Raw genomic sequence first — 22,027 nt, 5'->3', positions numbered from 1 at the left:
GTCACTCCCCTCGCCAACCCCACCGTGGAACAGGAACGCCCCGGACGTCGTATTCGTTGCCTGGCATCGGGTAATCCACCTCGATCAGGTGTCCCCATTCGGCGTACTCAGGGGTTTTCTCGACACCGAGTAGTCGGGTCGGCACTTCTTTCCGGTTACCGACTTCGCCCACGCCGGCGAAGGATCCGCCGATGCTGCGGGTGTACGCGGCGGTGCCGCCGAAGCCCGTGCCGCTGGGCGGCGTGACCAGGTACGCGGGCGGTTCGACGAGCCCACCGGCCATCCGCGGCATGTCCTGCAGGCACGGCGCGTTCCAGGTCATCGACCAGTCCACCAGGATCGGGGCCTTCCCCCGCAGGTACTCCGGCAGCGGCACGACGTCCCGCACGCGCGGCCCGGCGACCGCGAGCCAGCCGCTCGGATCGGTGGTGCCGTCCACGGCCCGGATCCGCACCGCGGTCGCTCCGGCCGGGATCTCCCGGGCGGGAACGGGCAGGTCGCGCCACGCGGGGTGGTCCTGCGGGCGGTCCTCCACCACGTGGTCGGTCGGGTAGGCCGGGCGCTCGTCCGCGTCGAGCCAGGTGTCGTCCAGGACGCGCTCGCCGAGGACGCCGCGGGGGGAGCCGAACTCCAGCACCACCCGGTTGCCGTCGCCGCTTCGCCCGGCGATCGCGACCGCGAGCTCCTGGTCCGGCTCGAGTTCGGGCAGCTCGAACCAGCCGGTGGTGAGCTCGCCGGTGGAGATCTGCCCGCCGTCGAGGCTGCCCCAGAGATCGCGGACTCCACCGGGCGGGGCGAACTCCTGCGCGTACCCGGTTCCGGCGGTGAAGCCGCTGGTCTCGGCGGGACCCTGCGGGACCAGCGCGCCGCCCGGGACGTCCGGGGTCGCGACCACGTGGTCCGCGATGCCGCAGCTGCCGCCGGTCAGCGCGGCCAGGCCCTGACCGCCGATGGAGTAGGCGCCGGTCTGCCGGATGGGCGCGACGACGAACGAACCGAGCACGACCGCCACCGTCACCCCCACCGCGCCCACGCCTAGCAGCGCGGGAATTCGAATGAGCAGCCGCCTGGGCCGTTCCGCGTTGGTGCGTCCGAGTAGGACGGACACCGCCAGCAGCACGACCACCGCGAACAGCCACGACGCGGGACTGTCCAGCGGCCGCACCGGCTGCTCTCCCCATGGCACTCCGTACTGGGAGTGCAAGAACCAGTTGTTCTTTCCAGCGAACGTCAGCGCCGCGGCGAGCGCGGCGAGGGCGGAGCACAACGCACCCGCCACCAGCACCACCCGGTCGCGGGCGAAGTGCCGGGCGGCGGATGTGATCAGGACCGCACCTGCGGTCAGGGTAGCGGCTCCGACTGCGGCAAGCGCGCCGAAGTAATGCGTCCATTTGGAGGGTGTCGCGATCATCAGGGTGATGCTCAGCAGCAGGCACAGCGGCAGCGCGTGCGCCAGCGCCATGCCGGGCAGGCGGCGCGCGCCGCGCACCAGCAGCAGTCCGCTGAAGACCGCGACGACGGCGGTCAGCAGGATCGGTGCGCGTCGGGCGATGTCGCCTTGCAGGTCGAAGCCCAGCAGGTACTGGTAGCGCAGGATCTCCTCGAACCAGGGCACGTCCGGGCCGTAGTAGGAGTGCAGCTCGGTGGCCTTGCGGACGCCGAACAGCGACTGGTCGGCGAACATCGCCACCACGCCGACGGCGGCGATACCGCAGAGCAGGGCCGCGATCTGTGCGCTGAGCAGGCGTTTCAGCTGCGGGGCGAGCACCGCGAAGGGGACGAGCGCGGTGATGCCCATCGGGTTCACCGCGACCGAGAGCCCGGCGGCCAGCGCGGCGAGTCCGAGCGGGGCGACCCGGTCTCGCCGCACTGCTTGGAGGACGCAGGCCAGCACTGCGGCCAGGCCCAGCGCCTCGAAGGGTTCCGGGCGGACGCCCAGGCCGAACGGCAGCCACCAGGCCAGGAAGCTCACCGCCGCCAGCAGCCGGACCGGGCTGCGGCGGGCGTGTTGCGGGAGGGCTGCGCCGAGGATGCCGCGGCTGAGCAGGAACCAGGTCAGCAGCGCCGCGATCACGCTCGGGATGCGCATCGCCAGCGGGTTGGCGTTCCACGCGGCGACGGGTTCGAGCAGGTGCTGGACCAGCGTGAACGGGGCTTCGGAGGCGTTCTCCCAGCGGTAGTAGTTGCCGATGTCGCCGGTCAGCAGGCCGTTCCGCACGGTCATCGCGGCGAACGAGTCGTCCGGTGTGGTCGGTCCCAGCACCCACCAGCCGCCGAGGACCGCGATCACCCCGAGATCGACGAGGTACCCCGGAATCCTGGATCCCCTCCGAGGCTCCCGGGTGCGGGGTTCCGCAAATTCAATGGAAATTGGAGGTCCGATTTCAATGGAATTTGCGGAACGGCGGCGGGACCGGTCGTGGGCGAGGAGGGCGGTGAAAGCCAGGAGGACGAGGGCGATTTGGGCTGCGATCAGGAGTTTTTTGAGCGCGGTGGGGGAGTTCTCGAACCAGTTCGCGGTGGTCAGCCGGACCTGGAGGCCGGCCGCTTGGTCGGGCGCGAGGTCGGTGGCGAACGCGACGACGTCCCGGACCAGGACGCCGGGGAGATCGACCGTCCGGTCGCCGATCCGTGCCCGGCTGCCCGAGGTGTCGGCGTCGATGGCGACGTCGCAGGCGGCCGAGATCGGCGCGCGGAGCGCTTCGCGGCCGCCGACCAGGACGATCACGTGGTCGGCGGCGGTGGTGACCGCGAAACCCTCGGTGGGTTGACCTGGCGGTCGGCTGGCGACCAGCGTCGTCGGGGTGTCGCGCTGCTGACCAGCGCGGACCACCGGGCACGGGACCTGGACGTGGACCTCGGCCGGGTGGTACGGCACCACGAACGCCAGCGTGCTCTCCGGCAGCTGCCCGGCTTTCGGCCAGGTCACCGCGACCTGCTGGGTGATCACCGGTGCTAACGGCACGGCGAGCGCCACCAGCACGCCCATCACCCCGATGAGCAGTCCGAATCCCCCGGACGGGCGACGTTTTCGCGGGGCCGGTGCGGGCAGCGGGGGATCGAGCTCTGCTTTCAGGCCGCCCTGGTCCGCCACGATGTCCCCCGGTCAACTGGCTGGATGCGCAATGCGAACTAGTTTCAGCCAGTTCACCCGATCCCGCAGCACCTGAATGGGGGTCACCCGGTGGTTCCGAGATCCGCAGTTTCAATTGAAACTGCACATCCCAGGCACGACGGACCACAGTTTCAATTGAAACTGCGGTCCCACCCGGGCCACTTGCGGGTGGTCGTCGTGACCGGGTGTGGGGTCAGTGGGGTTTGAAGGGGTACGGGTGGTCGCCGTCGGCCCCGCCGATGACTTCTCGGGTGCGGGTCGTCGTGTAGTCGTCCCGTTGGGTGCCGTAGTGGACCGCGAAGAGGCGGCCCCAGGCCGTGCCGGGGGCGTCGCGGAGGCGGGTGGGGATCTCGATGCGGCGGGACAGCATCGTCGCGCCGGCGAAGACCCCGCCCCAGTCCGGGTCGACGGCCATGCCCCAGTCGCCCGACGGCGGCGTCACCATCAGCCGCGGACTGCTCGCGACACCGCCCGCCACCTGCGGGTAGTCGCTGCGGCAGGGGAACACGAAGCTCATCGTCCAGTCGATCAGCGCGGGCTTCTGCACGTCGAGCGCCTGGCGCAGCGGCACGACGTCGCGCACCACCGGGCCGCTCACCGACAGCCAGCCCTGCTCGTCGGTCGTGCGGTCCTCGGCGAGGATCCGGACGCGGTCCGCGCCGCGCGGGATGTCGCGGCCGTCGATGTTGTGCATCCGCCAGTCGCGGAAGTTCCGCCAGTCGAGCGGCCTCCCGTGGCGCGGGTCGTTGAACGGCAGGTCGGTCGGCGGCGGGTCGCGCAGCTCGCGGACCCCCAGCGATCGGTCCGCCGCGGCGAACTCCAGCTTCAGCGAGTTGCCCTGCTCGGGACGTCCGGCGATCCACAGCGACAGGGCCTGCTTGCTGGTCAGCTGCGGCATGCCGAACCACGGGCTGATCAGCGAACCGGTGTTCTGCGGTCCGCCGTTCAGGCTCGTCCACGAGTACTCGCTGGCCGACGTCGCCTGCACCTCGTCGCGCGGGCCGCGCTCGGGCTCGGTTTCCGGCGGTGTCACCTCCAGCGGCCGGCCCGATCCCGCGTTGCGCACATCCGCTTCCTGCGGCGGGGCACCGCCCGCGCTGAACCCGTCCAGCTCGGCTTCCCCGACCAGCGGCCACATCTGCTCGGCGATGGGCAGGGCCTGGGCCTCGTCCTCCAGCCCGCAGTTGGGGCTCTGCCAGTTCATCCGCGCCACGGAGAACCGGTCGCCCATGACCTGCGGTGCCGCGGCGAACGAGCCGAGCAGCACCAGCACCGACGCCAACGCCGCACCGCTCAGCAGCGAAGCGGGCATGAGCGTCCACATGAGACTGTTCGTCGGCCGGGCCCGCACCTTGGCCCGGAGGCGCACAACGCTGAACACGACCAGTCCGACGAGGACGGCTCCGGCCAGCCAGAACGCCGGGCTGTCGAGCGGAACGTCCGGCCGCACCGGGGAATCCGACCAGGGCATGGCGAAATCGGACTGCATCGGCCAGATGTTGGGGCCCATGAACGACAGCGCCGCGGCCACCGCCGCCGCGAGAGCGCCGAACACGCCGAGCAGCAGCGACTCCCGCTTGGCGTGCTGGAGCTTGCCGACCCGCACCAGCACGACCGCGACCACCGCGAGCAGCGCCGCACCGACCCCGGCCAGCGATCCGAAGTGGTGGGTCCACTTCGACGGCGTCAACCACAGCGCGGCCAGCACCGCGACGACCGAACCGAGCAGCACCGGCAGATCGCCGACCCTCGTCCACCGGTGGACCTGCCGCATCGCGCACGCCCCGGCCAGCAGCGCGGCGGTGATCACCAGGAACACCGCCATCCGCTTCGCCGAGGTGCCCCAGATCCAGGTGCCCAGCAGCGCCGAGTACCGGTTGATCTCCTGGTACCAGCCCAGGCTCGGCCCGAACTCGTTGTGGATCCCGGTCGCCGCCACGACTCCGCGCCACGTCGAATCGGCGAACATCGCCACCAGACCCGTCGCCGCCAGGCACGCGGCCAGCGCCGCGCGGGTCGGCGCCAGGATCCAGCGCGGCAGGACGCCGGGCTGGACCAGCACCCGCCAGATGCGCGGCGCGAACACCAGCACGATCAGCAGCGCGCTGATGCCGGTCGGCGTGACGGCCGCGGTCAGCCCGGCGATCAGGGCCGCGATCCCGAGCCACAGCTGCGGGGACCGCGTCCGGTCCAGCTTCAGCAGCGCCGCGACCAGCGCGGACGTGCCCAGCGCGAGGAACGCTTCGGGGCGGATGCCCAGGCCGAACGGCAGCCAGCAGGCCAGGAAGAACACCGCCGCGACCAGGTGCAGCGGGAACCGCCGGGCGCCGCGGCACACCGGCGCGACGATCCCGCGGCTGACCGCGAACCAGGTCAGCAGTCCGGCCACCGCGCTGGGCACCCGGAGCCAGACCGGGGACAGGTCGTCCGCCGACCACCACCGCATCAGGTGCTGGACCAGGGTGAACGGTGTTTCCGACGCGTTGAACCAGCGGTAGTAGTTGCCGATGTCCCCGGCGTCGCCGTAGTTGCGGACGGTCATCATCGCGAAGCCGTCGTCGTCGGTCAGCGGGCCGATGACGAGCCAGCACGCCAGCACGGCCGCGACGCCGACGTCCACCGGCAGCGGCGTGAGCGCCACTCGCACGGAACGGAACACCGGTGGCGCGTGCACGAGGAGCAGGAGCAGCGAGACGAGCGAGAGCACCAGCGCGCCGGTGATCAGCGCGCTCTTGAGCTCGGTGGGCGAGGTGTCGAACCACGAGAAGGTGCGGGCGGTGACCGAAACCCCGGTCAGCTGCCCGGGATCGAGGTCGGTGGCGAAGGTGAAGACCTCCGGCGCCGCGAGGCCGGGCAGCGCGATCGGCTGCCTGCCGTCGACGGTCACCAGCGAGCGCTGCGCGTCGGCGCTGATCTCCAACCGGCAGGCGTTCGGCGGCAGCTCGACCTGCTTCTGGTCGAGCAGCAGCTTCGGCTTGCCGTCCTCAGCGGTCAGCACCAGGCCTTCGCGGTCGCTGCCCGGCGGCAGTGTGGTGAGGACGGTGGTCCGCCCCGGCCGGTCGAGGGCGTTGCGCATCGTCGAGCACGGCACGGACGCCTCGAACGACGCCGGTCGGTACGGCGCGAAGAGCGCCGTCGTGGTCTCGGCTTCCGGGCCGGGCCAGTGCACTTCGGTGCGGTCCACCCACACCGGGGCGAACGGCAGCGATAACGCGCAGACCAGGCCGACGACGCCGACGCAGAGCGCGAGCAGGTGCGCCAACCACCGCCCGAACCGGGACTCGGTCGGCGCGGCGGCCGGCCTGGTCTCGGCGGGTGGCTCGAGTTGCACAGAGCTGCTCGGGTGCTCCAACGGTCCTCCTGGCGTTGAACGGTGCGTCCGCCATCCTGGCGAACGCACTGCGCGATCACCGCTTTCGCGCGCCGAAATTCGTCCAGCCGATTGACGATCGGCACAACGCAAGAGGTTGCCCTTCCGGCGGGAAAAGCACATTTCGGCAGGTCCGCCGCACGCCGGGAAAACGAAGAGGACCCCTGCCGGAGATGGCAGGGGTCCTCTTCGGAATCCGCTGCTGGGTCAGCCCTTCTGCCAGCCGCTGACGGTGACCTCGTGGCCGCACAGGTCGAACACCTGGCCCGGCTGGTCGTTGAGCACCGGGTCCACCGACTTCGGCTTCTCGCCCGGTTGCAGCGACAGGTTCAGCGCCCACACCCGCGCGACGCACTGGTCACCGCTGGCCTGCCACTCGACGTCCGAACTGGCGGTCTCGCCGGGCTGCAGCGTGACCGAGCCGGAGCCGCCCGAGCCCTGCTTGTAGGTGACGTCCGAGATACCGGTGCCGTCCCGGCCGGTGAATTCCACCGTCGGGTAAGAGCTCTTCAGGGTGCAGGGATTTCCGCCATCGTTGGTGACCTCGAGATAACCGTCGACCGAACCCGTCGTGGCGAGCCGGAACGACGTGTTCATCCGCTCCACATCGCAAGCGGAGACGTCATCGCCGGAATCGGTCGAACTGCTCGTTTCCGCGGATTCGGATGATTCCGGGGAACTCGTCGATTCGCTCTGCTCGCTGGGAGTTTCGCCGGACGTGTTGCTGCTCTGCTGCGTTTGCGGTGCTTGCTGGGACTGCGACTGCGGAAGGTCGCAGGCGCTGAGCGAAGCAACGCAGATCGTCGCTGCGGCGATGGTCTTCCCGATGGTGCGTAAGTGCATTTCTCCGAATCCCCCGAACATGTGGGTTCAATCACTTCCTGAACCCATAGACGCGCAGCCGCAGCCGCAGTTCCAAGAACTGATCGGTGATCTGGATCACGGCGCTGTTCGTCCTTTTTCAACTCGGACTAACAGCGCGCGCCGGAGCGGTCAGCCCCGCCGCCAGCCGTCGGCGGTGACCTCGTTGCCGCACAGGTCGAACACCCAGGGCTTGTCGTTGAGCATCGGGTCGACCGACTCGGCCGGGTCGTCCGGCCGAACCTTCAGGCCCATCGCCCAGACGCGGGCCACGCAGTCGTCGCCCATGTCCTTCCAGTCGAGCTCCGCGGCGGCGACCTCGCCAGGCGCGAGCGTGAGCGGATGGGTGCCGGGCTCGCCCTGCAGGTAGGTGACGTCCTCGACGGGCTGGGCGTCCCGGTTGAGGAATTCGATGGTCGGGTAGTCGCTGTCCAGCACGCACGGCTCGGAGCCCTCGTTGGTGACCGAGACGTAGCCGGCGGCGGAACCGGTCGTGGAGAGCACGAACGACGGCTTCAGCTGGTCCGCCGCGCAGTCCGCGGGGCCGCCGGAGCGCCCCTGGCCGCTGCTCTCGTTGGCCGCGTTGTCGACCTGGAGCGAATTCGACGACTGCTGCGCGTTCCCGCACGCGCTGAGCGAGACGACGCAGACCGCTGCCGCGAGCAGTGCTTTTCCGGTGGTGTGCAAGCGCATTTTCCCCAGCTCCCCTGAACATGTGCCGTCAGCTGCTTCTCGTTCGGAAGACGTGCGGTGGCGGTCGCAGTTCCCATGCGGGGAGAGTGATGCGCATCACAGCGCAATGGCGAACGGACGTTCCGTGGGCCCTCCGTACAGCAGGGCAGGTGGAGGGCCCACGGACGCGGGCGCCCGGTGAACCCCACTTCTCCAGGCATCCGCGCTTCCCCCAGCGCGGAGCGCGTCGGGAAGATCGGGCAGCGCAACAGCGCCGTCACACAGCTGATCGCTCCAGGACCCCACAACGTTGCCCGGAAGACCAAAACGTTACCGGGCCCGGAACGACGAACGGGGCCACCGGGACGATCCCGGTGACCCCGTTCGGGAAGCAGATCAGATCGGCAGCTTGCGGAAGATGGCGCGCGGCACGTGCCGCAGGATCGTCATCACGAACCGGAACTGCGCGGGGGCGTACACCACCGGGCTGCCCTTGCGGACGCCGTCCACGATCGCCTTCGCGACGCTCTCCGGGGTGTTCGCCATCGGCGCGGCCTTCATGCCCTCGGTCAGCTTGGTGTGCGTGAAGTTCGGCCGCACGACGGTCACCTTGACGCCGTGCTCCTCCAGCGCGTAGCCCAGGCCCGAGAAGAACACGTCCAGACCGGCCTTCGACGAGCCGTAGACGAAGTTCGACCGCCGCGCCCGCTCACCGGCCGGGGAGGACATCACCGCGAGGTTGCCGTGGCCCTGCTTGCGCAGCCGATCGGCCAGCAGCACGCCCAGCGACACCGGGGCGGTGTAGTTGATGTCGGCCACCGCGCGGGCCGCCTCGACGTCGGTCCAGCCCTTCTCGTTGTCGCCCTGGATGCCGAAGGCGATCAGCGTGACGTCGACGTCGCCGTCGGCGAACGCCTTGTCGATGACCTCGGCGTGGGTCTCGGGCTTGCGGGCGTCGAAGGTCAGGATCGACACCGTGCTGCCGGTCTTGCGCAGCGACTCGGCGGCCGCGTTCAGGCGCTCCTGCTCCTCGGGGCGGTCGGCGAGGATGATCCGCAGCGGGCGGGCTTCGGCGTACTTCTTCGCCGTCGCCAGCGCGATGTCGGAGGTGCCGCCGAGCACCAGCAGGGACTGGGGGTTTCCAACTGCGTCGATCACAGCTCAAGCCTCCGGCTCATGTCTGAAGCGAAAATGCCTTCGGGGTCAACGGTCTGGCGGATCTTCCGGAACTCGTCCACCCGCGGGTACATCTGGTGGAAGGTCGACGCCAGGGTCCGCGAGTCCTTCGCGGTGTACAGCCGACCGCCCAGGGCGAGGACGTCCTCGTCGAGCTCGGTGCAGAACCGGCCCAGCCCGCTGACGATCGGGAAGTCCAGGCACACCAGCCAACCCGGGTGCGGGTAGGACAGCGGCGCCCGGTTGCCCTCGCCCATCTTCTTGATGACGTTGAGGAACGAGACGTGCCCGGAGTGCGCGACCTTGCGGGTGATCCGCTTGAGGTCCTCCTCCTTGCCGTAGGGCAGGGAGAACTGGTACTGCAGGAAGCCCTGGGAGCCGTAGGCCCGGTTCCACTCGCCGATCATGTCGAGCGGGTGGTAGAAGGCGGTCAGGTTCTGGATCAGGTCCCGGCCGCGCTTCGGGGTCTTGCGGTAGTACAGCTCGCCGATCGCGCTGAACGACAGCTTGTTGGCCAGCCGCGGCGGGAACACGTCCGGCAGCGTCAGCAGCTGCGGGGCGTCGAACTTCAGCGGGTTCGCGCGCAGCTTCGGCGGCAGCTGGTCGACGGTGGCCAGCGAGCCGCGGCCGAACGCGGCGCGGCCCAGCTTCGGCCCGGTGGAGATCGTGTCGAACCACGCCGAGGAGTAGGTGTACTTCTCGTCGGAACCGTCGCTGAACAGCTCGATCGTCTCGTCGAGGTTCGCCGTGCGGTCCACGTCGGCGAGGAAGTACGCGGTCTCGGTCCGGGTCATCTTGATCTTCGCCCGGAGGATCAGGCCGGTCAGGCCGATGCCGGCGACGGTGGCCCAGAACAGCTCCTGCTCGGGGCCCTCCGGGGTCAGCTTGCGCACCTGGCCGTCGGCGGTGAGCAGGTCCATCTCCACCACGTGGTTGCCGAAGCTGCCCGCGCTGTGGTGGTTCTTGCCGTGGATGTCGTTGGCGATCGCGCCGCCGATGGTGACCTGGCGGGTGCCCGGCAGCACCGGGACCCACAGGCCGTACGGCAGCGCCGCCTTCATCAGCTGGTCCAGGCTGACACCGGCGTCGACGTCGACGATCGCGGTGTCCGGGTTGATCTCGTGGATCCGGTTCAGCCGCGTCATGTCGACGACCACACCGCCGGCGTTCTGCGCCACGTCGCCGTAGCTGCGGCCCAGGCCGCGGGCGATGACGCCGCGCTCGTCGGCGGTGCGGACCGCTTCCGCGATCGCGTCGAGGTCCGTGGTGCTGAGCACGCGCGCCCGCGAAGGAGCGGTGCGCGCCCAGCCCATCAGGTCCTTGGTTTCCATTGCTGGGGTCACAGGTGAAGCCTCCGGGACAGGTCGGAGCGGAAGACGCCCTCCGGGTCGACCGCGGCGCGGATCTTGCGCCATTCCTCGATGCGCGGGTACATCTGCTCGATCATCTCCGCCGAGGTGCGGGATTCCTTGGCCAAGTACAGGCGGCCGCCTGCTTCCAGGACCATGTCGTCCAGCTCCCGGCACAGCCGGTCCAGGCCCGGCGTGACGGGGATGTCGACGGTGAGCGTCCAGCCCTTGCGGGGGAACGACATCGGCGCCTGGTTGCCCTCGCCGAACGTCTTGAGCACGTTCAGGAACGAGGCGTGGCCGGAGGCGCTGATCTTGTCGATCGAGCGGCGGAACGTCGCCTCCTGGCCGAACGGCACCATGAACTGGTACTGCAGGAAGCCGTTCGGGCCGTAGATCCGGTTCCACTCGCCGACCAGGTCGAGCGGGTGGAAGAACTGGGTGATGTTCTGCACCGCGCCGAACTTCGTCGGCGCCTTGCGGTACCAGACCTCGTTGAACGCGGTGATGGTGAACTTGTTCACCAGGCCGTTCGGGAAGATCGGCGGGGTGGTCATCAGCTGCGGCGCGTTGAACTTCAGCGGGTCCTTGCGCAGCTTCTTCGGCAGGTCCTCGAGCTTGGCCGAGTTGCCGCGGGTGAGCAGTGCGCGCCCCATCTTGTCGCCGCGGGCCAGCGAGTCGAACCAGGCGACGGAGTAGACGTAGTTGTCGTCCGAGCCGTCGGTGAAGTGCTCGAGCAGCTCGTCGAGGTTCTTGGTCTGCACGTTGTCGACCAGGAAGTACGAGGTCTCGACGCGCTTGAGCTTGATCGTCGCCTTGAGCACGATGCCGGTCAGGCCCATCCCGCCGACCGTGGCCCAGAACAGCTCGGAGCCCTCGCCGTCCGGGGTCAGCGTGCGGACCTCGCCGTCGGCGGTGAGCAGGTCCAGGGACAGCACGTGGCTGCCGAAGGAGCCCTGCGAGTGGTGGTTCTTGCCGTGGATGTCGGCGCCGATCGCACCGCCGACGGTGACCTGCCGGGTGCCCGGCAGCACCGGGATCCACAACCCGTGCGGCAGCAGCCTGCGCATCAGGGTGTCCAGCGAGACCCCGGCGTCCACGACCACCGTGGCGTCGTCCACGTCGATCTGGTGCACCCGGTCGAGGGCGGTCATGTCGATGACGGTGCCGCCGGCGTTCTGCGCCGGGTCGCCGTAGCTGCGGCCCAGGCCGCGGGCGATGACCCCGCGCTCACCTGCCTCGAGGACCGCTCGGGCGATCGTCTCGACGTCCGGGGTGCTCACCACGTGCGCCTGGGTCGGCGCCGTGCGCCCCCAGCCCGTCAGCGTCTGAAGCTCGTCGTTTGCCGATCCCACCCAGCCGAGTCTATCCGCGCAACGGCGACCGACCGCCGCGGGTGCGCGCGGTCTCCGGTGATGTGCGATGCGTCATCGCTACACTCGTCGGGACGTTCGCGGAGTTCCGGACTCCCGCGTCTTCGGCGTCCAGCCGGGTGCGCCCGAGCGAAGAAGCCCTGGGCACCGAACGACCTGTCGTCGATTCCCGAGGTGAACCAGTGGCCGTGGCCGAAGCCCAGACGGACCAGACGGAGCCCAAGCGCCTAGGCGTTGTGAATCAGCTTATCCGATTCGTCGCTATTGGTGGCTTCTGCGCCATCATCGACGCGGGGGTCTACGCGCTCCTGCTGTCGTTCGGTTGGCCGAACTGGACCTCCAAGGCGGTGTCGTTCATCCTCGGCACCACCGCCTCGTACCTGATCAACCGGAAGTTCACCTTCAGCGGGGCGAGCACCGGCAACGCCAAGGCGAAGGCGCTCGGCTTCGCGGTCGTCTACACCGCGACGTTCTTCGTCAACGTCGGCACCAACCAGCTGCTGTACCTGACGCTGCCCGACTTCGACCCGCAGCTGCGCTACGCGGTCTGCTGGATCGTCGCCCAGGGCCTCGGAACCCTGATCAACTTCGTGATGCTCAAGTGGGTCGTCTTCCGGGACTGACCGGCTCGGCACCGCTGCCAAAGCCTGCGCGAAAGCTCCGTTTCCCCTGGTCAAAGACCGTGAGTACTTTGGGTTGCTATAGCCCCCCAAAGTACTCACGGGGCCTGACCAGCGGAGACGGAGCTTTTTTGGTGCCCGGGGCCGGGTTTGCGGGAACGGGTGGGCCGGGGCGCGCGTCGAACCGGACGAAGCGGGCCGGTGGGATGCCCGCGGGTTTCGGAGGTTCTGGTGCGTCGTTCCGCGGGACTGCTGTCCCTGCTCGTCGTGTTGCTCGCCGGCTGCGGTCAGGCGCCTGAGCCGGCGCCGCCCGCGCCGACGACGCAGGCGCCGTCGACGAAGGAGGCCGAGGAGTTCGACCTCGCCGCCGCGATGGCCGAGATCGAGGCGGACGGCTTCACCCCGACCCCGCCGGAGGGCGAGCTCGCCGGACCGGTCCGGGCCATCCACGCGATGTGCACGGGCAGCGCGAACGGCCGCTGCCAGGCCGTGTTCTTCTTCGACGGGCAGCGGCTGGCGCAGAAGATGGAGGTCGGCCTGGTGAGCATCGTCTCCCAGGACGGCACGGCGGTCCGGGTCGAGTTCCCCGTCTACAACGCCGACGATCCGGGCTGCTGCCCGAGCGGCACGCCGACCCGGCACACGATCCGGCTGGTCGGCGGCCAGCTCCAGGCCGATCCGCCGGTCGGCTTCGACCCGAACCGCCCCGGCGACTTCTGATCAGTTGCGGCGGAAGCCGGTGCCCCGGGCCGGGGCACCGTAGGCGTTGGCGTCGGAGCGCGTCGTCTCGACGTGCGCCGTGGCCACGTGCGCGAAGTTCACCGCGAAGCTGCCGCCGTCGGCGGTGGTGAGCGCCTTGGTCTCGCCGTTGGCCATCAGGTCGGCGAGCACGTCGCGCAGCACGTCCGCCTCGGACTGGTCGAGCGCGATGTGCAGCGGCTGGCTCACGCCCGCGAGGTGCAGCACCAGGCCGGGTCGCAGTTCGGGCATGGGAACCCCCAATCGCAGTGGTCCCCGACGGTCGAGGACCCGGATCCCAGAGCACCACGCCGATCCCGGCCGCAACACCCGGTTTCACCCTCAGCGGAGGACCGACCAGCGCATTTCGCCCACGGCGTACCGGTGAGGGGCTCCCGAACCCGGGAGCCCCCAGCCGTCACTGGTCGGGTTCCTGCTCCTCCGGAGCCTCGAACGCCTTGACGTCGTTGCGGTCGTCGCTGCTCGGGACGTCGCCCGGCAGGTGGACCGTCTTCGACAGCGGGCCCGGCGTCCAGTTGCCCCAGTGCGTTTCGGTGTGCACGTCCATCGCCGCCTGGGCGGGCAGGGCGTCCGGCTCGTACGGGTCCACCGCGTACAGCGAGCCCCAGTCCCGGTGGATGTTGTTCTTCAGGTACGTCGGCAGCTCGCGCATGCTGGTCGCCACGTTGAGCCAGCCGAACGGCCCGCCCGCGTCCGGCGACGACCAGCCCTGGCCGATCTCGCGCACCTCGGCGCCGGCCGACACCCGGAACTTCGGGATCTCCGCCACACCGTTGTGCACGCCCGGCAGCTGCAGGCACGGGTGCACCAGCGCGCCGGTCCACTCCACGAACGTCGGCTGGTCGCCGACGAAGTCGGTCATGTTCACCAGCTGCGGCGCGCGGGGCGCGCTGACCGCGATCCAGCCGTTCGGGCCCAGCGAGTTGTCGGTGGCCACGATGCGCATCTTGGTGGCGCCCTCGGACAGGCCGCCGACCGTGTAGCGGAAGTCGCGCCAGCCCGGGCCGCCCGGCTGCACCACGAACTTGCGGGCGGTGACCAGGAACCCGTCCGGGGTGTCGTGGCCGAACTCCAGCGCGATCGAGTTCGCGCCGAACTCGTTGCCGGCCAGCGAGATCACCACCGGCACCTCGCCGGTCTGCGCGCGCTCCGGCAGGTCGTACCACTGGGTGCGCAGCTCACCGGTGCCGGTGCCGGCCGGGTCGTAGCTGCCCCACACCGGCGCCCGGTCGTTGCCGAACTGGTGCGGCGGCTTCCAGTCGGGTTCCTCCGGGTCGGTGCCGTCGCCCGCGGGCAGGCCCGGCCGGTTGAAGCCGACCATCTTGGCCCGCATGTACTGGTCGATGTCCTCCTTGCCCTCCAGCCGGGTCGGCGGGATCGGGATGCGCACGTCCTGCGACGGCGCGCCCTTGCTCGGCTGCTCGGGGGACACGCGCAGCATGCCGGACTGCGGGTTGGTCTCCACGTAGACGTAGTCCGACAGGCCGCAGCTGGAACCGACGATCTGCTTCACGTTGTCGGAGCCCATGCTGTAGCTGCCCCACTGCTTCTGGATGACCTTGCCGAAGTTGGCCAGCTCGAACAGCACCAGCAGCGCGCACACGATCGACAGCGGCGCGGTGCCCAGCCGCAGCGCGCGGCTGCGCTTCTCCTCGCGCCCGAAGCTCTCGTCGACGACCTTGGGGTTGTTCTCGTCGATGCGCAGGTGCTCGATGAACGCCACGATCAGCGCGATCGCCGCGATCCCCAGGAAGATCGTGCTCAGCTTGTAGCCGGCGAGCTGCGGCGGCATGTTGAACCAGGGCACGCCCCAGCCCGAGACGTACCACCAGGCGTTGGGGCCGGTGGCCGCGAACGCCAGGATCACCATCAGCATCGCGACGAACACCGCGCGGTTGCGCTTGGACCGCAGCACCGTGCTGCTGGTCGCCAACGCCGTCAGCGCGGCCAGCGCGCCGCCGAACGCGGCGAAGATGCCGAAGTGGTGGGACCACTTGGTGGGGGTGAGCACCAGCACGCCGAAGGACATCGCGGTGATGGCCAGCAGCCGCCGGCTCGGGCCCAGCGCCGCACCCCGGATCCGGCTGCGGCGCAGCAGCACGACCGCGCAGGTGACCAGGCACAGGATCACCAGCAGCACCGGGAAGCGCCGCGTCATCGAGCCGTCCGGCGTCGCGCTGAACAGCAGGTTGTAGCGGCTGAGCTCCTCGTACCAGCTCTGGCTCGGGCCGAGGTCGGTGCGCAGCTCGGTGGCGTCCATGACCGACTTGTACGTCTGGTCGGAGAACACCAGCGTCAGGATGATGAACCCGGACGCGGCGATCGGCGCCAGCACCGGTAGCCAGCCGAACTCCTGGGCCCGCTTGCGCACCAGCCGGAACAGCGGCTTGAGCGCGGCGATGAACGGCAGCACGGACACCATGCCGTGCGGGTTCGCGCCCACCGACAGCGCGGCGACGACCAGGCCCAGCGCGGCGGGCATCAGCCGCCCGGTGGCCACGGCGCGCTCGACGGCGCACAGCGCCAGCAGCGAGAACAGCACCACGACCGGCTCCGGGCGCAGGCCGTTGTTGTAGGGCAGCCAGAACGCCAGGAACACCGCGGCGGCGGCCCAGCCGGCGGCGTTGGAGCGCCGGACCTGCTGGCCGAGCCGGGGCAGCACCTCGCGGCTGATCAGCAGCCAGGACACGATGCCCATCAGCAGCGCGGGCAGGCGCACCCACGGCGTCGCGGTGGAGATCTGCACCCACAGCGCGTAGAGCTCGTAGAACCAGCCGAACGGCGCTTCCGGCACGCCGAACCAGCGGAAGTAGTTGCTGACGTAGCCGAAGCTCTCGCGCGCCCGCGCGATCGTCAGGATGTAGCCGTCGTCGGAGGTCATGGCGCCGATGGCCCACCAGACGACGAGCGAGCCGATCACCGAGACGTCCCGGAACGTCGGCTTCCACCACTTGGCCGGGGCCCACTTCGGGGGCCGCCGCCCGGCGCGCACGTCCAGCCGCCGCAGGCAGACCAGGGAACCGATGAACGCCACCACGGCCAGCGCGATCACGACGATCTTGAGGGTGGTCGGCTGGCTCTCGTAGCGGTTGTCGACGCGGGCCTCGAACGACAGGCCGTGCACGTTGTCGATGCCGTCGTTGAGACCGGAGTAGATGCCGGTCAGCTGCGGGCGCTGGTCGCCGTGCAGGTCCGCCAGCGACTCGCCGCCCGCGGTGGCGGTGGTCTCGTAGGCGTCGGACTTCAGCGCGATCGTGCAGTCGCCGTCGGGCAGCGGCGCGGTGCCGACCTGCTGGCCCTTGTTGAGCAGCGTCAGGTGGCCGTTGTCGACCTGGAGGACTAAGCCGGTCAGGTTGCCGTAGTCGGAGGACGGCGGATTGGTGCTCAGCAGGGTGCCGGGGCCGTTGGTGCGCTGGTCGAGGCTGCGCGCCGAGGCGCACGGCACGTCGGCCTTCAGCCACACCGGCGAGTAGCTCACCAGCGGTGCGGACACCGACTTGGTGCCTTCCGCCGTCGGCCACTTCAGCGTGGTGATCTCGTAGTTGACCGGGAGGAACGGCACCGACAGGGCGAGCACCGTGCCGAGCAGTCCGAAGATCGTCGCGAACAGCTTGAGCCGCTTCGCGGACGGTTGCCGCGTGTTCACCTCGGCGCGCGCCGGATCATCGTCCGTTCGGCGGTTTTCCTCCTGGTCACTGAGCACGGGTGGAGAATAGTAGTTGCTGGTCCGGGGCTTGCCGCGGCACTCGGCGGGTGTGCAGAACACCACCCCGGGTAACGCCGTGAGCTGCGAACTCAGGTTGCTCTCAGGTCACTCTCAGTGTTTCGTGACCGGTCGGTGACAGTTTTCCGTTGCGCCGCAACTCGTTCAGGAACGTCGTGAGCGCGCAGCCGGGCCCGAACCCCGCTGCGCGCTCACGAGACGACGATCAACGGCGGAAGAACTGCTCCCGCTGGCCCTGGCGGACCAGCCGCAGCCACTCCTTGAAGGCCTTCGGGTCGCGCTTCTGCCCCACGAAGTACAGGCCGAACCGGGCGATCTCCAGCGCCCCGATCTTGCGCATCCCCGGCTGCGACATCAGGTAGCCGCGGTTGCGGTAGGTGTAGTAGCGCTTGTTCGCGTCCGACGGGTCCTGCGCGTGGAACCGGCCGCCCAGCATCGGCTTGAACTCCGCCGAGCCGTCCGGGTGCAGGAAGCGCGTCCGGAGCGTGGTGCCGAACGGCAGCCCGGAGCGCACCACCCGCCGGTGGATCTCCACCTCGTCGCCGCGGAAGAACAGCCGGTAGTCCGGCACGCCCACCACGTCCAGCGTCGAAGCGCGGAACAGCGCGCCGTTGAACAGCGACGCGATGCCGGGCAGGAAATCGCCCTCGCCGAGCTCGCTGACCCGCCGCTTCCAGGTCAGACCGCGGCGCATCGGGAACGCCAGCTTGTCCGGGGTGTCGATGTTGACGACCACCGGCGACACCGCGGCCAGCCGCCGCTTGGTGGCGACGTCCAGCAGCGTCTCCAGCGCGTGCTCGTCGGCCGGACGGCCGTCGTCATCGCCCAGCCACACCCACTCGGCGCCCAGCGACAGCGCGGTCAGCATGCCCAGCGCGAAGCCGCCGGCGCCGCCCAGGTTGCGCTGCGAGGCGATGTAGGTCGACGGGATCGAGCAGTCGGCCACCACGTCCTCGGCGGACTGGTCCGGCCCGTTGTCGACCACCACCAGGTGGTCCGGCAACCGCGTTTGGCTCGCGATGACCTTCAAGGACTCGGCCAGCAGCTCGCGACGGTGCCTGGTGACGATCACCGCGACTACGGACCCGGCAGGCAGCTGCTGTGCGGAGTCGGTGCTCATGCGCCTTCTTTGCTCCCGATCGTGGCCGCGGATTCGCCGATCCGGGCCAGGGTTTCCTCGCTGAGGTACTCGAAGGGGTCGTAACCCTTGTAGTGCGTCAGGACCTCGCGCAGCGAGCCCTGTTCGCGCATGCCGCCCTTGTCCATCCAGATGGCGGAGCTGCACAGCTCGATCAGGAACTCGTCGGAGTGCGAGGCGAACACCAGGATGCCGGACCGCTTGACCAGGTCGTTGAGCCGGTCCCGGGCCTTCTCCAGGAACTCCGCGTCGACCGCGCCGATGCCCTCGTCCAGGATCAGGATCTCGGGGTCGATCGAGGTCACCACGCCGAGCGCCAACCGCACCCGCATACCGGTGGAGTAGGTGCGCAGCGGCATCGCCAGGTAGTCGCCGAGCTCGGTGAACTCGGCGATGTCGTCGATCCGCTTCTCCATCTCCTTGCGGCTCATGCCGAGGAACAGACCGCGGATGATGATGTTCTCGTACCCGGAGATCTCCGGGTCCATGCCGACGCCGAGGTCGAACACCGGCGCGACCTTGCCGACCACCCGCGAGCTGCCCCGGGTCGGCTCGTAGATGCCGCTGAGCAGGCGCAGCAGGGTGGACTTGCCGGCACCGTTGTGGCCGACCAGGGCCACCCGGTCACCGTGCCGCAGCGACAGGTTGATGTCGTGCAGCGCCTCGATGATCGGCACCCGGCTGTCGGTGCCGATCTTGCCGCCGGCCTTGCCGAGCACGGCCTTCTTCAACGAGCGGGACTTCGCGTCGAAGATCGGGAAGTCGACCGCAGCGTTCCAGACGTCGATGCTGACCACAGTTCGACCTCACTCAGACCCAGTAGGAGATGCGGGAGCGGTAGTTGCGCAGCACGACCAGGGCCACTGCCCACCCCACGACGGTGAACACACCGACGATCAGCCAGTGGTGCCACACGATCGGGCTGCCCAGCATCGGCTGCCGGATGATCTCCAAGAAGTGCATGAACGGGTTGATCTCGGCCAACCGGGCGCGTTCGGCGATCGCGGGGTTCGGGTTCGTCTTGAACTGGTCGTAGTTCCACACGATCGGCGTCATGAAGAACATCAGCTGCACGATGCTCTGCGTGACCGGCGGGATGTCCCGGAACCGGGTCGAGATGGTGCCCACCACGATGATCACCCACGCACCGTTGATCGCGATCAGCGCGAACGCCGGGATGGCCAGCAGCACCGTGAGGGACAGCGGCTTCGGGAAGATCATCAGCAGCACGAAGTAGACGGCGAGGTTGTGCAGGAAGAACAGCACCTGCCGCCACAGCAACCGCAGCACGTGGATCGAGACCGGCGCGGGGAGCTGCTTGATCAGCCCCTCGTTCGAGATGAAGACCTCGGAGCCCTCGTTGACGCAGTTGGAGATGAAGCCCCAGATGATGAACCCGACCGCCAGGTACGGCAGGTGGTCTTCCAGCTTCGTCTCGAACAACTGCGAGTACAGCAGGCCGAGCGCCATGACGGTGACGGCCATGCTGATGGTGATCCACAGCGGGCCGATCACCGAGCGCCGATAGCGCTGCTTGATGTCCTGCCAGCCGAGGTGCGCCCACAGCTGTCGCTGGCTGTAGGCGTCGCTGATGTCCTTGAAGGCTTTCCGCCAGGTCTGCGACGAAGTCTCGGGCGGAGCTTCTGGGCGGTCTACCGTGCTCGTGGACTGCACAGTGAGCCAGAGTACCGATCGATGGTGGCTGCTCCGGGCCAGGGCATCACTCGACCGTGCAACCGGTGGAATACCCTCCGCCGTCCGCCCCGGGGCCGCAGTTTCAATTGAAACTGCGAACCGCAGGCACGGGGGACCGCAGTTTCAATTGAAACTGCGGCCCCCGAGTGCTCACAGGTACTGACCGGTGCCGCGGGGGTGACCGGGGTCGGCGTCGCCGGCGGTGGTGGTGCCCGGCGGCAGGCCGCGGCGCATCTGCTCCAGCTGGGCGCGGGCCGCCATCTGCTGGGCGAACAGCGCGGTCTGCAGGCCGTGGAACAGGCCCTCCAGCCAGCCGACCAGCTGGGCCTGGGCGATCCGCAGCTCCGACTCGGACGGCGTGCTCTCCTGGGCGAACGGCAGCGACAGCCGCTCCAGCTCCTCGATGAGCTCCGGGGCCAGGCCCTGCTCCAGCTCGCGGATGGAGGACTGGTGGATCTCCTTGAGGCGGCTGCGGCTGGCCTCGTCCAGCGGTGCCGCCCGGACCTCCTCCAGCAGCTGCTTGATCATGGTGCCGATGCGCATCACCTTGGCGGGCTGCTCGACCAGCTCGTTGATGTCCTCGCCGCGCTCGGGCTGCTCGCCTTCGGCGATGGCGCCGATCGGCTTGCCGTCCTCGCCGACCACGAACACCTGCGGCCTGCCCTCGCTGTCTTCGCGCGTCATGTCTCCATCCTGGCGGGTCGTGGAACGCTTCGCGTGAGCGGTGACCGGTCCGTCCTGTTCGGTCCACCACAGACCGAACGCACCACGTCACCGGGCGCGCGCTCGCAGTGTCCGGGGTTCCGCGTTCGGCGTCGAGTCCGGGGACCGGTTTTGATGCGATATCGGCCACCCGGCAGCCGGTACCGCCCGTCCCGTACGTAACGTGTGCTGCATGGCGTTCGACGTCGCGGCGGTTCGCGGGCTGTTCCCCGCGCTCGGCGACGGGTGGGTGCACCTGGACGCCCCGGCAGGCATGCAGGTTCCTGAACAAGTGGCGACTGCGGCGTCGACGGCGCTGCGGGCGCCGGTATCCGGTCCGGGCGGGATCTTCCCCGCCTCGCAGCGCGCCGAGGCGATCGTGGAAGCCGCCCGTCGTTCCATTGCCGACCTTGTCGGTGCGAACCCGGCAGGTGTGGTGCTGGGTCCGAACTCCGCTGTGCTGCTGCAGAGATTGGCCGATGCGCTCGGCGACGGGTGGATGATCGGTGACGACGTGGTCGTCTCCCGACTCGACCACCCGGCCAACGTCGCGCCCTGGCAGCGCGCGGCGCAGCGCTCCGGTGGCACGGTCCGCTGGGCCGAGGTCGACATCGAGACCTGCGAGCTGCCCACCTGGCAGTACGAGGAACTGGTCACCCCGCGCACGAAGGTCGTGGCGATCACCGCCGCTTCCGGCGCGGTCGGCACCCGGCCGGACGTGCGGCAGGCCGCGGACGCGGCGGCCGAGCACGGCGCGCTGGTCGTGGTGGACGCCTCGGCGGCGGCGCCGTTCGTGCCGCTGGACATCACCTCGATGGGGGCCGACGTGGTGGCGGTGAACGCCTCCGCGTGGGGCGGTCCGCCGGTGGGTGCGCTGGTGTTCAAGAACGCGGCGATGCTCGACCAGCTCCCGTCGGTGGCGCTGGAACCCGGTGCGCGCGGCGCGGAGCGCATGGAGCTCGGCCCGCCTGCCTACCCGCTGCTGGCCGGGCTGGTGGCGTCGGTGGACTACCTGGCCGCGCTCGACGACTCGGCGGTGGGCCCGCGCCGGGAACGGCTGCTGACCTCGCTGGGTTCGGTGAAGTCGTACCAGGCGGGACTCCTGGCGAACCTCACCAACGGCCTCCGCAAGCTGAACCACGTGATGCTCATCGGCGACGCGATGCGCCGGGTCCCGTCCATGGCGTTCACGGTGTCCGGTGTGAAGGCCGAAGACGCGGTCGAGCACCTCGCGGAGCGCGGCGTCTGCGCCTTCGCCGACCCCGGAACCCACGGCGTCTTCGCGGTCCTCGGCGTGGCCGAAGTCGGCGGCGCGGTCCGAGTGGGCCTCGCCCACTACACCAACGCCGCCGAAGTCGACCAGCTCGTCCGAGCCGTAGCCGAACTCACCTGACCAGGTGATCTCCCGCAATTTCAATGGAAATCGAACCTCCGATTTCCATTGAAATCGCGGAAGTTCTCCACAGGTGAGGC

16 protein-coding genes are annotated in these 22,027 nt (G+C 69.6%); 3 read left to right on the top strand and 13 right to left on the bottom strand.

Translation table 11 applies throughout. The features are described from left to right. Nucleotide 1: 1 nt before the first annotated feature. From OU415_RS24845 to OU415_RS24815, 7 genes are all read right to left on the bottom strand, one after another. On the bottom strand, nt 2–3,094 hold the full coding sequence (locus tag OU415_RS24845; protein ID WP_270951597.1) for an arabinosyltransferase domain-containing protein: 3,093 nt from the start codon (nt 3,092–3,094) through the stop codon (nt 2–4). 214 nt (nt 3,095–3,308) lie between these two features. Continuing rightward, nucleotides 3,309–6,446, bottom strand: a complete 3,138-nt coding sequence (locus tag OU415_RS24840) for an arabinosyltransferase domain-containing protein (RefSeq protein WP_270951596.1) — start codon at nt 6,444–6,446, stop codon at nt 3,309–3,311. 246 nt (nt 6,447–6,692) lie between these two features. Continuing rightward, nucleotides 6,693–7,328 carry a DUF4232 domain-containing protein gene (locus OU415_RS24835; RefSeq protein WP_270951594.1) on the bottom strand — a complete coding sequence of 212 codons (636 nt, stop codon included), beginning with the start codon at nt 7,326–7,328 and terminating at the stop codon, nt 6,693–6,695. Nucleotides 7,329–7,478: 150 nt separating this feature from the next. Beyond that, nucleotides 7,479–8,039, bottom strand: a complete 561-nt coding sequence (locus OU415_RS24830; RefSeq protein WP_270951592.1) for a DUF4232 domain-containing protein — start codon at nt 8,037–8,039, stop codon at nt 7,479–7,481. A 375-nt stretch (nt 8,040–8,414) separates the two neighbouring features. After that, on the bottom strand, nt 8,415–9,176 hold the full coding sequence (locus OU415_RS24825) for a decaprenylphospho-beta-D-erythro-pentofuranosid-2-ulose 2-reductase (protein WP_270951590.1): 762 nt from the start codon (nt 9,174–9,176) through the stop codon (nt 8,415–8,417). Beyond that, complete coding sequence (locus OU415_RS24820) at nt 9,173–10,525, bottom strand: FAD-binding oxidoreductase (RefSeq protein WP_270951588.1); 1,353 nt, start codon at nt 10,523–10,525, stop codon at nt 9,173–9,175. Before OU415_RS24820 ends, OU415_RS24825 begins: the two co-directional genes overlap by 4 nt. Nucleotides 10,526–10,533: 8 nt before the next feature. Further along, nucleotides 10,534–11,898, bottom strand: a complete 1,365-nt coding sequence (locus OU415_RS24815; RefSeq protein WP_270951586.1) for an FAD-binding oxidoreductase — start codon at nt 11,896–11,898, stop codon at nt 10,534–10,536. A 200-nt stretch (nt 11,899–12,098) separates the two neighbouring features. Here OU415_RS24815 and OU415_RS24810 point away from each other — a divergent pair, with 200 nt between their 5' ends. Continuing rightward, nucleotides 12,099–12,539, top strand: a complete 441-nt coding sequence (locus OU415_RS24810; RefSeq protein ID WP_270951584.1) for a GtrA family protein — start codon at nt 12,099–12,101, stop codon at nt 12,537–12,539. A 228-nt stretch (nt 12,540–12,767) separates the two neighbouring features. Then, nucleotides 12,768–13,256: an LppP/LprE family lipoprotein gene (locus tag OU415_RS24805; protein WP_270951583.1), complete on the top strand. Its 489-nt coding sequence runs from the start codon at nt 12,768–12,770 to the stop codon at nt 13,254–13,256. Here the strand turns inward: OU415_RS24805 and OU415_RS24800 are convergent, their stop codons facing one another. From OU415_RS24800 to OU415_RS24775, 6 genes are all read right to left on the bottom strand, one after another. Continuing rightward, nucleotides 13,257–13,526: a hypothetical protein gene (locus OU415_RS24800; protein ID WP_270951582.1), complete on the bottom strand. Its 270-nt coding sequence runs from the start codon at nt 13,524–13,526 to the stop codon at nt 13,257–13,259. Between the two features lie 166 nt (nt 13,527–13,692). Further along, nucleotides 13,693–16,998, bottom strand: coding sequence for an arabinosyltransferase domain-containing protein (locus OU415_RS24795; protein WP_270951581.1), 3,306 nt, complete (start codon nt 16,996–16,998; stop codon nt 13,693–13,695). Between the two features lie 226 nt (nt 16,999–17,224). Next, a complete protein-coding gene (gene glfT1, locus OU415_RS24790) occupies nt 17,225–18,139 on the bottom strand; it encodes a galactofuranosyltransferase GlfT1 (protein ID WP_270951580.1) in 915 nt (304 codons plus the stop codon). Then, on the bottom strand, nt 18,136–18,954 hold the full coding sequence (wzt, locus tag OU415_RS24785) for a galactan export ABC transporter ATP-binding subunit Wzt/RfbE (RefSeq protein ID WP_270951579.1): 819 nt from the start codon (nt 18,952–18,954) through the stop codon (nt 18,136–18,138). Before wzt ends, glfT1 begins: the two co-directional genes overlap by 4 nt. 13 nt (nt 18,955–18,967) lie before the next feature. Next, entirely contained in the window at nt 18,968–19,831 is an 864-nt protein-coding gene (gene wzm / locus OU415_RS24780) for a galactan export ABC transporter permease subunit Wzm/RfbD (protein WP_270951578.1), read from the bottom strand. 171 nt (nt 19,832–20,002) lie between these two features. Further along, complete coding sequence (locus tag OU415_RS24775) at nt 20,003–20,536, bottom strand: bacterial proteasome activator family protein (protein WP_270951577.1); 534 nt, start codon at nt 20,534–20,536, stop codon at nt 20,003–20,005. Nucleotides 20,537–20,747: 211 nt separating this feature from the next. On the opposite strand from OU415_RS24775, the gene OU415_RS24770 reads away from it, so the two are divergent. Then, nucleotides 20,748–21,947: a cysteine desulfurase-like protein gene (locus tag OU415_RS24770; protein ID WP_270951576.1), complete on the top strand. Its 1,200-nt coding sequence runs from the start codon at nt 20,748–20,750 to the stop codon at nt 21,945–21,947. Nucleotides 21,948–22,027 lie beyond the last annotated feature (80 nt).

It is taken from the genome of Saccharopolyspora oryzae (assembly GCF_027853915.1).
In the GTDB taxonomy this organism is placed as follows: Bacteria; Actinomycetota; Actinomycetes; order Mycobacteriales; family Pseudonocardiaceae; genus Saccharopolyspora; species Saccharopolyspora oryzae.
This window is presented reverse-complemented; position numbering and strand designations above follow the sequence as displayed.

Excerpts from the sequence above, each read along its gene's own strand:
- OU415_RS24835 (WP_270951594.1), bottom strand. The coding sequence starts at position 7,328 with ATGCACTTACGCACCATCGGGAAGACCATCGCCGCAGCGACGATCTGC.
- OU415_RS24830 (WP_270951592.1), bottom strand. The coding sequence starts at position 8,039 with ATGCGCTTGCACACCACCGGAAAAGCACTGCTCGCGGCAGCGGTCTGC.
- OU415_RS24820 (WP_270951588.1), bottom strand. The coding sequence starts at position 10,525 with ATGGAAACCAAGGACCTGATGGGCTGGGCGCGCACCGCTCCTTCGCGG.
- OU415_RS24800 (WP_270951582.1), bottom strand. The coding sequence starts at position 13,526 with ATGCCCGAACTGCGACCCGGCCTGGTGCTGCACCTCGCGGGCGTGAGC.
- glfT1 (WP_270951580.1), bottom strand. The coding sequence starts at position 18,139 with ATGAGCACCGACTCCGCACAGCAGCTGCCTGCCGGGTCCGTAGTCGCG.
- OU415_RS24775 (WP_270951577.1), bottom strand. The coding sequence starts at position 20,536 with ATGACGCGCGAAGACAGCGAGGGCAGGCCGCAGGTGTTCGTGGTCGGC.
- OU415_RS24770 (WP_270951576.1), top strand. The coding sequence starts at position 20,748 with ATGGCGTTCGACGTCGCGGCGGTTCGCGGGCTGTTCCCCGCGCTCGGC.